10 protein-coding genes are annotated in these 13,221 nt (G+C 71.9%); 7 read left to right on the forward strand and 3 right to left on the reverse strand.

What is annotated here, in order from left to right; all coding sequences use genetic code 11:
- The 6 genes from mreD to OG896_RS26865 all read left to right on the forward strand — a co-directional run bounded on the left by mreD (position 1) and on the right by OG896_RS26865 (position 10,257).
- Positions 1–702: a rod shape-determining protein MreD gene (mreD, locus tag OG896_RS26840; protein WP_329369414.1), complete on the forward strand. Its 702-nt coding sequence runs from the start codon at positions 1–3 to the stop codon at positions 700–702.
- 90 nt (positions 703–792) lie between these two features.
- Positions 793–3,036: a penicillin-binding protein 2 gene (gene mrdA / locus OG896_RS26845; protein WP_329369415.1), complete on the forward strand. Its 2,244-nt coding sequence runs from the start codon at positions 793–795 to the stop codon at positions 3,034–3,036.
- Complete coding sequence (gene rodA, locus OG896_RS26850; protein WP_329369417.1) at positions 3,033–4,232, forward strand: rod shape-determining protein RodA; 1,200 nt, start codon at positions 3,033–3,035, stop codon at positions 4,230–4,232. Before mrdA ends, rodA begins: the two co-directional genes overlap by 4 nt.
- Positions 4,233–4,577: 345 nt before the next feature.
- Positions 4,578–6,110, forward strand: a complete 1,533-nt coding sequence (locus OG896_RS26855) for a CYTH and CHAD domain-containing protein (RefSeq protein ID WP_329369419.1) — start codon at positions 4,578–4,580, stop codon at positions 6,108–6,110.
- Positions 6,111–6,279: 169 nt separating this feature from the next.
- Positions 6,280–8,226 carry a TIGR03960 family B12-binding radical SAM protein gene (locus tag OG896_RS26860; RefSeq protein WP_329369420.1) on the forward strand — a complete coding sequence of 649 codons (1,947 nt, stop codon included), beginning with the start codon at positions 6,280–6,282 and terminating at the stop codon, positions 8,224–8,226.
- Between the two features lie 177 nt (positions 8,227–8,403).
- A complete protein-coding gene (locus OG896_RS26865; protein ID WP_329369421.1) occupies positions 8,404–10,257 on the forward strand; it encodes a glycoside hydrolase family 76 protein in 1,854 nt (617 codons plus the stop codon).
- A gap of 104 nt (positions 10,258–10,361) precedes the next feature.
- On the opposite strand, the gene OG896_RS26870 is transcribed toward OG896_RS26865, so the two are convergent.
- From OG896_RS26870 to OG896_RS26880, 3 genes are all read right to left on the reverse strand, one after another.
- A complete protein-coding gene (locus tag OG896_RS26870; RefSeq protein WP_329369423.1) occupies positions 10,362–11,312 on the reverse strand; it encodes an SPFH domain-containing protein in 951 nt (316 codons plus the stop codon).
- 123 nt (positions 11,313–11,435) lie between these two features.
- A complete protein-coding gene (locus tag OG896_RS26875) occupies positions 11,436–11,888 on the reverse strand; it encodes a DUF5994 family protein (RefSeq protein ID WP_329369425.1) in 453 nt (150 codons plus the stop codon).
- Between the two features lies 1 nt (position 11,889).
- Positions 11,890–12,198, reverse strand: a complete 309-nt coding sequence (locus OG896_RS26880; protein ID WP_329369426.1) for a hypothetical protein — start codon at positions 12,196–12,198, stop codon at positions 11,890–11,892.
- Positions 12,199–12,344: 146 nt separating this feature from the next.
- On the opposite strand from OG896_RS26880, the gene OG896_RS26885 reads away from it, so the two are divergent.
- On the forward strand, positions 12,345–13,202 hold the full coding sequence (locus tag OG896_RS26885) for a hypothetical protein (protein WP_329369428.1): 858 nt from the start codon (positions 12,345–12,347) through the stop codon (positions 13,200–13,202).
- Positions 13,203–13,221 lie beyond the last annotated feature (19 nt).

Consider the following 13,221-nt stretch of genomic DNA (forward strand, 5'->3'; position numbering starts at 1 on the left):
ATGCGCCTGAACCGGATCGTGCTCTCCACCGTCCTGGTGGTGATCGCCCTGGTCGCCCAGGTCAGCGTGCTGGCCCGGCTGCACCTGCCCGGCGCGGTCCCGGACCTGCTGCTGCTGACGGTGCTCGGCCTGGCCCTCACCTACGGCCACGTCGGCGGCTGCCTGATCGGCTTCTTCGCCGGACTGCTCGCCGACATCGCGCCGCCCGCGGACCACGCCGTCGGCCGCTACGCCCTGGTGCTGTGCGTGATCGGCTACGCGGCCGGCCTGGCCAAGCCCGAAAGCGGCCAACTGCGCACCGCCGCCGGACCGATGCTGGTGGTGATCGGCGCCGCCATCGCCACCACGCTGCTCTACGCGGGCGTCGGCGGCCTGGTCGGCGACACCGCGGGCGCGCACGTCGGCCTGGCCAAGCTGGTCTTCACCGCGACGCTCTACGACCTGCTGCTCGCGCCGTTCGTGGTCCCGCTCATCATGGCGCTGGCCCGCCGCTTCGACCACGACCCGCTCGCCGACGACGCGGCGGGCGGCTTCGGCGGGGGCTTCGGCGGCGGTTCCGGCGGTGGCTCCGGTGGCCGCTTCCGGCCGCGCGGCCGATCCCGTACGAAGGCCGGCGCCGGCGCCGGCATCACCCCGCAGCGCGGCCTGTTCGGCCGGGCGAGGTTCAGCGGCGGCATGACGGCAAAGGGTGTACGGCGATGACGGCGAACGACGCGCGCGAGGCAGCCGGGCGGCAGACGACGACGATGCGTGCGGTTTCGTGCCGAGCGCGCGCAGAAGTGAGCGATTGAGATGAGCAACATCCCGGAGACCGGGCGGACATCGCGGGTCACGATCCGGCTGGTCATCCTCCAGGTGCTGGTCGTCTCGCTGCTGCTGACCCTCGGCGGCCGGCTGTGGTACCTCCAGATCCGCAACGGTCAGGAGTACGACGCGCAGGCCAACAGCAACCACTTCCAGCAGGTCGTCACCTCCGCCGTGCGCGGCTCGATCCTCGACGACCGGGGCGTGCCGATCGCCAACAACCAGACCCTGCTGGTGGTCTCCGCCAACCGCACCGACCTGCTCCAGCAGCCGGACGACGGCAAGGCCGTACTGACCCGGCTGGCGAACGTCCTCGGCATGAAGCCGCAGGACGCGATGGACAAGGTGCGGCTGTGCGACGCGCAGACCCCGCGCCCGTGCTGGAACGGTTCGCCGTACCAGCCGATCCCGATCACCGACAAGGCCACCACCCAGCAGGCCCTCCAGATCATGGAGCGCCGCGAGGACTTCCCCGGCATCACCGCGGAGCCGACCGCCGTGCGCACCTACCCCGCGCCGGACAAGGCCAACGCCGCCCAGGTGCTCGGCTACCTCTCCCCGGTCACCGACAAGGAGGTGGCCGCCTCCGAGAAGACCAGCAACCCGCTGCTGCGCTCGGACCAGATCGGCCGCTCCGGCCTGGAGAGCACCTACGACGACCAGCTGCGCGGCAAGGCGGGCGTCACCAAGTACCAGGTCGACAACCTCGGCCGGGTGATCGGCAAGGCCGGTGACACCCCGGCCACCCCCGGCGACAACCTGGTCACCAGCATCGACGCGAAGGTCCAGGCGGTCACCGAGAAGGAACTCAACGACGCCATGGTGACCGCCCGCAAGACGTACGACCCGGTCACCCACAAGAACTTCAAGGCCGACTCCGGTGCCGCGGTCGTCATGGACAACAAGACCGGTCAGGTCATCGCGATGGCCAGCGAGCCCACCTACGACCCGAACGAGTGGGTCGGCGGCATCTCCGCCAAGGACTACGCGGCGCTGACCAACACCAAGTCCAACTACCCGCTGCTCAACCGCGCCATCCAGGGCGAGTCCGCGCCCGGCTCCACCTTCAAGGTGGTCTCCACCTCCGCCGCGATCCGGGCCGGCTACAGCGAGGACGGCCCGTACGACTGCTCGTCGTCGTTCAACATCGGCTCCCAGGTCTTCCACAACGACGAGAACGAGAGCTACGGCCCGATCTCCCTCGCCCGCGCGCTCGAGGTCTCCTGCGACACCGTCTTCTACGGGATCTCCTACGACCAGTGGAAGAAGGACGGCGGGACCGACGCGAAGCACCCCAAGGACTGGTTCTACAAGACGGCCCACGACTTCGGCCTCGGCGCGAAGACGGACATCGACGTGCCGGGCGAGGTCACCGGCCGGGTACCGGACCGCCAGTGGAAGCAGGACTTCTGGGAGGAGAACAAGGCCGACTGGTGCGCGACCGCCAAGAAGCACAAGAACGACAAGAACCCGCCGCTGAGCATCGCCATCGCCATCGAGAACTGCCCGGACGGCTACGTGCTGCGCGCCGGTGACTCGGTGAACTACGCGATCGGCCAGGGCGACACCCTCGTCACCCCGATCCAGATGGCCCGGATCTACGCGGCCCTCGCCAACGGCGGCACGCTCTACCAGCCGTCCATCGGCAAGGCCGTGATAAGCCCCGACGGCAAGACGGTCACTCCCATCAAGCCGAAGGTGACCGGCAAGCTCCCCGACTCCAAGTCCACGCTGAAGTACATCAACCAGGCACTGGCCGGCGTGGTCACCGAGGGCACCGCCGACTGGAAGTTCGGCAACTGGCCGCAGGACAAGATCCCGCTGCACGCCAAGACCGGTACCGCCGAGGTCTCCGGCAAGCAGAGCACCTCCTGGTTCGACACGTACACCAAGGACTACACGATCGTCATGACGATCTCCCAGGGTGGTACCGGCTCCGGCGGTTCGGGTACCGCGATCCGCCGGATCTACGAGTCGATGTACGGCATCCAGAAGGACAGCACCAAGATCGACGCGAAGAAGGGCATCATGCCCACGCCGGTCACCACGCTGCCGAAGATCTCCGCCGACGGTGCGGCGGTGAGCGCCCAGCAGGCCGCGTTCTCCACCGCGGTCGCCGACAGCTTCGCCAACACCCCGGCCGGAGCGGGAGGCGGCGACCCGGCGCCCGTACTGGCCGCGCTCACCCCGACCCGCACCGAGAAGCTGCTGTACGGCAGGAAGAACACATGATGAGCGCGAACACCTACTCCGTCCGGCGGTTCACGCCGGAGCGCTCCACCATGGGCAAGCTGCTCGCGCGGGACTCCGTGGTGCGCCGGATGGACTGGCTGCTCTTCCTCGCCACGGTGCTGCTGTGCTTCATCGGCTCGCTGCTGGTCTACTCGGCCACCCGGCACCGCACCAACCTCACCCACGGCGACCAGTACTACTTCCTGATCCGCCATGTGATGAACGCCGGTATCGGCCTGGCGCTGTGCATCGGCGCCATGGCCATAGGGCACCACCGGATGCGCACCATCGTGCCGTTCTTCTACGCGCTGTCCATCCTCGGCATCCTCGCGGTGCTCAGCCCGCTCGGCTCGACCGTCAACGGCGCGCACTCCTGGATCATCATCGGCGGCGGATTCTCGCTCCAGCCGACGGAGTTCGTGAAGATCGCCATCATCATCGGCATGGCGATGGTGCTCTCCGCCCGGGTCGACGCCGGCGACCAGGAGCACCCCGACCACCGCCGGGTGATGCAGTCGCTCGCGCTGGCCGCGCTGCCCATCCTGGTCATCCTGATGATGCCCGACCTCGGGTCGGTGATGGTGCTCGGCGCGATCGTGCTCGGCGTGCTGCTCGCCTCCGGGGCGTCCACCCGCTGGGTGTTCGGCCTGATCGTCACCGGGGTGGTCGGCTCCATCCTGGTCTGGCAGCTCGGCATCCTCGACAAGTACCAGATCGACCGGTTCGCGGCGTTCGCCAACCCCGCGCTCGACCCGTCCGGTGTCGGCTACAACACCAGCCAGGCCCGGATCGCGATCGGCTCCGGCGGGCTGCTCGGCAAGGGCCTGTTCCACGGCAGCCAGACCACCGGGCAGTTCGTGCCCGAGCAGCAGACCGACTTCGTCTTCTCGGTGGCCGGCGAGGAACTGGGCTTCGTCGGCGGCGCGTTCATCGTCCTGCTGATCGGTGTGATCCTCTGGCGGGCCTGCTCCATCGCCCGCAACGCCACCGACCTGTACGGCACCATCGTGGCGGCCGGCGTCGTCGCCTGGTTCGCCTTCCAGTCCTTCGAGAACATCGGCATGACGCTCGGCATCATGCCGGTGACCGGCATCCCCTTGCCCTTTGTCTCCTACGGCGGATCATCGATGTTCGCCAACTTCGTGGCCATAGGGATTCTGCAGTCCGTGAAGATGCAGCGGCCCATGTCGGCGTAGGCCGTGTTCCGGAAGCGCCTCCCCTGCCTTCGGCGGGGGAGGCGCCCCCATGTGGCGCCTGGCACGCACGCTCGCTTCGTTGTCGGGCCTCCGAGCCGGCCCACGACCAGGGCGGTCCTCCGCCGTGCGATCCGGGGGCACCTCCAACGCCGCAGGCAGGGGGGAGCGCCAGACGCCACGGGCCCCGCCCTTCGGGCGGGCGGCGCTCCTTCCCCAACACGGCCCGACCGCCGGGCGCGGTGCCCGGTGAGCTGCCCGGCGTGGCGCCGGCGTTCGCAGGTCCGCCCGGGTGCCATGCCTGCGACGGGTCTGGCCAAGGGACCGATGCGGGCATACGGTCCCCTTATGGGCCGTCGCCTCGCCGAAACGGAACGCACCTACGAGACCGGGCCCCGGAACGACCTGCCCGACCTCACCGGGCTGACCGCCGGCACCCGGGCCCTGCCCCCGCTGCGGCTCAACGCCGTCTACTACGACACCGCCCACCTCACCCTCACCTCCCACCGCATCACCCTGCGGCGCCGTGAGGGCGGCGACGACGACGGCTGGCACCTGAAACTCCCCACCGACCGCCCCGACACCCGCACCGAGATCCACGCCCCGCTCGGCGCGCCCGGCACTCCGCCCGAGGACCTGCGCGCCGAGGTCGCCGCGCTCGTCCGGGGCCGTATCCTCACGCCGATCGTCCGGCTGCGCACCGTACGCAGCCGCGTGCTGCTCCTGGACGACCAGGACCGGACCCTCGCCGAGGTCGCCTACGACCAGGTCAACGCGAAGCCGGGGCCGGCCTGGTCCGAGATCGAGGTCGAGCTGTACGCGGGCGACGAGGCTTTGCTGGACGCGGTGGAGCGACGGCTGGGCGACGCCGGGGTGACCCGCTCCGACGCGCCCTCCAAGCTGGTCCGCGCGCTCGGCGGGCGGCGGCCGGAGCCCGCCGGCGGGCGGCCGGAACGGCCGGGGCCCGACGCCACCGCGGGCGCCGTCGCCCTGGCGTACCTGCGCGCGCAGCTCACCGCGATCGTCGCCCTCGATCCGGCCGTCCGGCACGCCGGGGAGGACGCGGTGCACCGGATGCGCGTCGCCACCCGGCGGGCCCGCTCCGCGCTGAAGAGCTTCGGCCACGTCCTGGACCGCGCCGAGACCGATCCGCTCGGCGCCGAACTGAAGTGGCTCGCCGAGGTCCTCGGGGCCGAGCGGGACCGGGAGGTGCTCGCCGCCCGCCTCGCGCGTCGGCTGTCCGAACTCGACCCGGACGACCCGGACGACCCGAGCGACCGGGGCCCGGCGCTCGACGCGGTGCGCCGGAGGCTGGGGGAGGGGCCGCCGGGCGGGACGTGGAACGCCGAGGCGCACGCGGCCGACGCGCACACCGACGTGGTGCGGGCCCTGGACAGCGCCCGCTACTTCGCGCTTCTCGACGCCTTCGACGGGCTGCTGGCCGCGCCCCCGTATCTCCCGGCGGCCGACCGGCCCGCTTCGCAGGTGGTCGCCGACGTGCTCGGGCACGACCGCAGGCGGCTGCGCGGAGCCGTACGGGCCGCGCTCGCGCTGCCGCCCGGCCAGGCGCGGGACGTCGCGCTGCACGAGGCGCGCAAGGCCGCCAAGCGGGCGCGTTACGCGGGGGAGGCGGCCGAACCCGTGCTCGGTGCGGAGGCCGCCGGGTACACCGCGCGGATGAAAGCGCTCCAGCAGCTGCTCGGCGAGCACCAGGACAGCGTGATGTGCCGGGCGGCCGTCGCGCGGGTGCGCGGGCGGGCGGAGGCGGCGGGGGAGGACACGGCACCGTACGAGGCGATCGAGCGGGCCGAGCTGGGGATCGCGGCGCGGGCGGAGGAGCAGTTGCCCGAGGTGTGGAGTGCGGCGGAACGCGAGGGGTGACCTTCGAGGGTGCCGGGGCGCGGGCCCGGGGTTCCGAAGCGCGGCGGTCGGGCGGGCCCCGGGCGGGCCGGGCACCTGCCGCGCCTCGGGTACTGTGGAGGGTCACCTTCCCCCCGGCGGTGGTCCGCCGGGGGCGCCCGCAAGATCAGGACACACGAAAGTCGCCGAGATGCCTGTCGAGTCGGTCTTCCCGCGCCTGGAAGCGCTGCTCCCGCACGTACAGAAGCCGATCCAGTACGTCGGCGGTGAACTGAACTCCACCGTCAAGGACTGGGACGCCGCCGATGTGCGGTGGGCGCTGATGTACCCCGACGCGTACGAGGTCGGCCTGCCCAACCAGGGCGTCATGATCCTCTACGAGGTGCTCAACGAGCGCGAGGGCGTGCTTGCCGAGCGCACGTACAGCGTGTGGCCGGACCTGGAAGCGCTGATGCGCGAGCACGAGGTGCCGCAGTTCACCGTCGACGGCCACCGCCCGGTGCGGGCGTTCGACGTCTTCGGGCTCAGCTTCTCCACGGAGCTGGGCTACACCAACATGCTGGCCGCGCTCGACCTCGCCGGCATCCCGCTGGACGCCGCCGACCGCACCGAGGACGACCCGATCGTGCTGGCCGGCGGGCACGCCGCGTTCAACCCCGAGCCGATCGCCGACTTCATCGACGCGGCCGTGATCGGCGACGGCGAGCAGGCCGTGCTCACCATCACCGACCTGGTCAGGCAGTGGAAGGCCGAGGGCCGCCCGGGCGGCCGTGACGAGCTGCTGCTGCGGCTGGCCAGGACCGGCGGGGTGTACGTCCCGCGCTTCTACGACGTGGAGTACCTGCCCGACGGCCGGATCTCCCGGGTCGTGCCGAACCGCTCCGGCGTGCCGTGGCGGGTGTCCAAGCACACCGTGATGGACCTGGACGAGTGGCCGTACCCCAAGCAGCCGCTGGTCCCGCTCGCCGAGACCGTGCACGAGCGGATGTCGGTGGAGATCTTCCGCGGCTGCACCCGCGGCTGCCGCTTCTGCCAGGCCGGCATGATCACCCGCCCGGTGCGCGAGCGCTCCATCACCGGCATCGGCGACATGGTCGAGAAGGGGCTGAAGGCGACCGGCTTCGAGGAGGTCGGCCTGCTGTCGCTCTCCTCCGCCGACCACACCGAGATCGCCGACGTCGCGAAGGGCCTCGCCGACCGGTACGAGCAGGACAAGGTCGGGCTGTCGCTGCCCTCCACCCGGGTCGACGCGTTCAACATCGACCTCGCCAACGAGCTGACCCGCAACGGCCGCCGCTCGGGCCTCACCTTCGCGCCGGAGGGCGGCTCCGAGCGCATCCGCAAGGTGATCAACAAGATGGTGTCGGAGGAGGACCTGATCCGCACCGTCGCCACCGCGTACGGCAACGGCTGGCGCCAGGTGAAGCTGTACTTCATGTGCGGGCTGCCCACCGAGACCGACGAGGACGTCCTGCAGATCGCGGACATGGCGCGGAAGGTCATCGCCAAGGGCCGCGAGGTGACCGGGCAGAACGACATCCGCTGCACCGTGTCCATCGGCGGGTTCGTGCCCAAGCCGCACACCCCCTTCCAGTGGGCGCCGCAGCTCGGCGTCGAGGAGACCGACGCGCGGCTGGCCAAGCTGCGCGACGCCATCCGCGGCGACCGCAAGTACAGCCGCAACATCGGATTCCGCTACCACGACGGCAAGCCCGGGATCATCGAGGGACTGCTCTCCCGCGGTGACCGCCGGGTCGGCGCCGTCATCCGCGCGGTGTACGCCGACGGCGGCCGGTTCGACGGCTGGCGCGAGCACTTCTCCTACGACCGCTGGCTGCGCGCCTGCGACGCGGCCCTGCCGGCGTACGACCTCGACCTCGCCTGGTACACCACCCGCGAGCGCACCGCCGAGGAGGTCCTGCCCTGGGACCACCTCGACTCCGGTCTCGACAAGGACTGGCTGTGGGAGGACTGGCAGGACGCCCTCGACGAGACCGAGGTGGACGACTGCCGCTGGACCCCGTGCTTCGACTGCGGCGTCTGCCCCCAGCTCGACCTCGACATCCAGATCGGCCCCACCGGCAAGAAGCTCCTCCCCCTGACGGTCACCAACTCCTCTGGTCCCAGCGCCTCCTGACCCCGGGGGCCGGCCCGCGCGCTCCGAGCCGGAGCGCCGCGGGTCGGCGACCGCGGGATTCGGCCAATCGGTGCCATCGTTGTCATGGTGGTGGACATGTCAATGGGCGCCGTGCTCTCATGCGTGCTGAGTGCTCCGTTTCCATCGTTGTAAGACGGACGGGTCCGAGGAGGCGTCATGCGTAGGGTGCCGGGGACGCGCAGGGGGGCGGGGCCGCTGCTGGTGGCGCTGCTGCTCGCGGTGGCGGCGCTGCTCCAGGGGGTCGGAGCGGCTGGTGCGAGTGCGGTGTCGGCGGCCGACTCCACCCAGGTGTGCGCGCTGTACTGCGACACCCTGGACCCCTCGCAGGCCGCGCAGGAGACCTTCCCGGTGCCGGACCTCACCCTCAACGGCAGGGTGGTGCGGCTGCACGTGGACGACACCGACGGCATGGCGTGGGCGAGCATCGACGGCGGCCAGACCGGCGACTCGGTGTGGCTGGATCGCTCCTGGGACGGCGGCGCCACGTGGGACGGGCTGCTCGGCGAGGCGTCCATCCCGTCGACGTGGACCGGCACCCGCACGCTGATGTACAACCTCTACGACCCGACCGGCCACCGCCGCGCGGTACTGCGCGCCTGCGGCGACGCGCAGGGCGTCGGCTGCACCTCCTGGGCGCACCTGGACGTGTGCGCCGCCGCCTGCGACGGCGCGGGCAGCGCACCCGGCGACACCCAGCCGGTCCCCGCCACGACGCTCAGCGGCCGTACCATCGCGCTGCACATGGACAGTTCGGGCATGGCCTGGGGCACCATCTCCGGCGGCACCGCGGGCGACGAGATCTGGCTCGACCGGTCCTGGGACCAGGGCGCGAGCTGGCCGGACGGCTCCTCCAAGGGCCGTACCAGCACACCGTCGGGCGCCACCGGCACCGCCACGGCGCGCTTCAACACCAGTGACCCGCTGGGGCGGTTGTACGGCGGCGCGGTGCGCGCGTGCGGCCGCGCGGTCGAGGGCGAGAACGGCAGCTGCACGGCCTGGGCGCGCCCGGTGCTGTCCAAAGCGTCGGCCGCCGCCGACGCGCTGATGTACTCCTACGACCCGAACACCGCCTACTGGCCGTCGAGTTGGTGGAACTCGGCGGTCGCGCTGAGCACCGTCATCGACTACATGCGGCAGACCGGCGACACCCGCTACCTGTGGATCGTGCAGCGCACCTTCCAGATCGACAAGGCGTCCTTCCCCGCCGGGGCCCGCAGTTCGGACCCGATCGACGGCGACTTCATCAGCCGCGCCACCGACGACTCCGAGTGGTGGGCGCTGGCCTGGGTGGACGCCTACGACCTCACCGGCGACCGGACGTACCTCGACGAGGCGGTCACCATCGCGAACTACGTCAACGGGCTGTGGGACACCAGTAGTTGCGGTGGCGGGGTGTGGTGGGACCGGGAGCGCACCTACAAGAACGCGGTGACCAACGGGCTGTACGTCCGGCTCACCGCCGAACTGCACGACCGCATCCCGGGCGACACCACGTGGCTGGGCCGGGCCACCACCTCCTGGCAGTGGTTCCAGGACAGCGGTCTGATCAACTCCTCCGGCCTGGTCAACGACGGCATCACCAGCGGCTGCGCGAACAACGGGCAGACCGTGTGGTCCTACAACCAGGGGCTGGCCATCGGCGCGGCCGTGGAGATGTACCGCGCCACCGGCGACGCCGCCGACCTCACCACCGCCCGCCGGCTGGCCGACGCCGCCGTGGCCTCGCCCGCGCTGGTCAGCGGCGGTGTGCTCACCGAGTCCTGTGACGCCGGCACGCCCTCCTGCGACGACAACGCCAAGCAGTTCAAGGGCGTCTTCATGCGCTATCTCCAGGACCTGGACTCCGTCACCGGCAACGCCTACGGCTCCTTCGCCGACCAGCAGGCCGACTCGCTGTGGTCCACCGCGCGTGACGGGCTCAACCGCGTGACCGAGGACTGGTCCGGCGGGGGCACCGCGGACTGGCGTACGGAGGCGTCCGCGCTGAGCGCGTTGCTGGCGGCGCCCTGAGCGCACCAGCGCACGAGCGCACGAGCGCACGAGCACACCGCGGTGCGGGCCCGAGTGGCGGGCCCGCACCGTGCCGGGAACTGCCGGGGTCCTCAGCCGTGCGGTCAGCCGTGCGGGGTGAGCCCGCGGACGCCGTCGGCGGAGGGCGCCTCGGCCAGGTGGGCGCCCTCGGTGGACGGCTCGTCCGCCACGTGGGCACCGTCCGCCGGGCGGCCGTCCGTGCCGGCGCCGTCCGTCGCGGCTTCGTCCGCGAGCCGTGTGAGCGTCGAACCTGTCGTCGGGGACTGCCCGTCCTTGTCGCTGAGCCGGTCGAAGAAGCGCAGCAGCTCCACCGGGAACGGCATCACGAGGGTGCTGTTCTTCTCCGAGGACACGTCCACCACGGTCTGGAGCAGGCGCAGTTGGAGGGCGCCGGGGGTGTCGGCCATGGTCGCCGCAGCGTCGGTGAGGCGCTGCGACGCCTGGAACTCGCCGTCGGCGGCGATGACACGGGCACGCCGTTCACGTTCGGCCTCGGCCTGCTTGGACATCGACCGCATCATCGACTCGGGCAGCGCGATGTCCTTGATCTCGACCCGCTCGATCCGCAGCCCCCAGGGCCCCTCGGTCGGGGCGTCCATCACGTTCTTCAGCTCGGCGTTGACCTGGACGCGGTCGGAGAGCAGCGTGTCGAGGTCCGCGCGGCCGATCACCGACCGCAGCGAGGTCTGCGCGATCTGCGAGACCGCGGCGGGGTAGTTGGTCACGTTGACCAGTGCCTTGACCGGGTCGACCACGCGGAAGTAGACCACCGCGTCCACGGTCAGCGTCACGTTGTCCGCGGTGATCGCGCCCTGCGGTGACACGCCGAACACCTCGGTCTGAATGGACACCTTCCGCATCCGGTCGCCGATCGGCCGGATCAGCCGCAGGCCCGGCTCGCGGATCTCCGGCAGCAGCCGGCCGAACCGGAACACCACGCCTTTCTCGTACTGCTGCACGTTGCGGACGCTCAGCGCCAGCAGCATCAGGACGATGACGGCGATGACGATCAACGCCGTGACCAGGGCGACCATGGCAGTCACATCCTCGATGGGTCGAGACGACCACCGAAAGCGGCAGCAATCATGTCATATGTGCACGAAATACCCTCGGCACGTTCGACTTTACTCCTCGCGAGGGCGCCGCGACCGGCCCGTTCAGCGCGCGGGCGCGGCCCCGGGCGGGGACTCGGCCATCAGCCGGCGGGCCTCGTCGGGAGCCGTGCCCGGCGGGACGACCAGCAGGTCGCAGCGGCCCACGCCGTAGGAGACCAGCCGGATGGTGTGGCGGTCGGGGTCGGCCGGGGAGCGGGTGATGTGCACGGTCCGGCCGTCGGGCAGTTCCAGGGACTCGGGCCGGTGGCGCCACATCGAGCGGCTGACCGTGACGCGCCCGATGCCGGGCCAGCGTTCCTCCAGCGCCGCCAGCAGGCTGGGCAGGCAGTCGCCGAGGTCGTGCGAGCGCGGCCACCAGACGCCGTCGAGCCGCTGCGGCCCGGCGGCCGACCCGGTCAGCGCGAGGCGGACGGGCTGTTCCGCCGGGGGGTCGCGTGGCGGGTTCGGGTAGGTCACGTCCGCGCCGGGGCGGGGAAGGGCGCGGCCTGTGGTCATGTCACGCTCCAGGTTCGTGGTCGCGCCGGACCGGGAAGGGGCCGGCGGGCACGGCGTCCGGGGAGGCGGACGGCGGCAGGTCGTGGGGTGGCGGGAGGCCGTCGTCGCCGGGGCGCTCCTCGGGGGGTTCCCGCCAGGGGAAGTCGGCGGCGGGCTGGACCTCGGCGCCTTCCTCGGCGCCGGCCGGCGGGCCGTCCTCGATGTGCGGTGCGGGACCGCCGTCGCGCTGCTCGCCCGCCTGTCTGCGGAGCACCCACACGCCCGCGACGGCCACGACCGCGATCACTGCGAGGGCTATGGCGATGGTCATCGGTGTTTCACCTCGCCGCGCGGTGCCCGTACGACGACGGCGGACCGCGCTCGACCGTTCCGACGGCGGCGCCGGCGCGAGTGCCCGCGCACGAAATGCCTCCGGTACTCCCACGGTACCCCGCACTGGTCCGATAAGTTCTGGCCATGGCTTACGACAGACCGCGGCCGCCGGGCGTGCCACGGGCTCCGCAGGGCCCCCAGGGGCAGGGCGACGGCTGCGTCGCCGCCGTCGTCCGGATACCCGTGCGCGTCGTCGCGTTCGTCGTCGTGCTGCCGCTGAAACTGCTGTGGGACGCGCTGGCCTGGGTGTGCCGGGCGCTGTGGCAGTACGTCCTGTACCCGCCGCTGCGCGCGTTCGGCCTGCTGCTCTCCGCGATCTGGCGCCATGTCCTGGTGCCGGTCGGCCGGGTGCTGATCGTGATCCCCGCCGTGTGGCTGTGGACCTACGTGCTGTTCCCGGTGCTGCGGGCGATCGGCCTGGCCGTGTCGTTCGTGGTGCGCTGGGTGCTGGTCCTGCCGGTGGTGGCGCTGTGGCGCTACGGGCTGCGGTGGGTCGTGATCGGCCTGGCCTGGCTGCTGGAGCACCTCCTTGTGGTGCCGCTGGTCTTCCTGTGGCAGAAGGCGCTGGTGCCGGTCGGGCGGGAGATCGGTGCGGCGGTCGCGGCCGCCTGGCAGGCGGGGGCGTACGTGGCCCGGCTGATCGGCCGCGGCATCGGCTGGTTCTTCCGGGTGCTGGTCTTCCTGCCGATCGCCTTCGTCTGGCGCTACACCGGGGCGCCGGTCCTCCGTGTGATCGGCGCGGTGCTCCGCTTCGTCCGCCGGGAGATCCTGCACCCGGTCCGGGTCGCGCTGGCCGACGCCCGGCGGGCCGTCGGGTCCGCGCTGTTCGGCACCCCGCGGCAGGCACCGCGGCAGGCCCCTCCGCCTCCGCCCGCGCCCGCGTCTCCGCTCCCGCCCGCGCCCGGCGGCGGCTTCGGGCCGCCGCCGGACATGAGCAAGTAGGCCGCGTGGCAATCGGAGT

Source organism: Streptomyces sp. NBC_00669 (assembly GCF_036226785.1).
Lineage (GTDB): Bacteria > Actinomycetota > Actinomycetes > Streptomycetales > Streptomycetaceae > Actinacidiphila.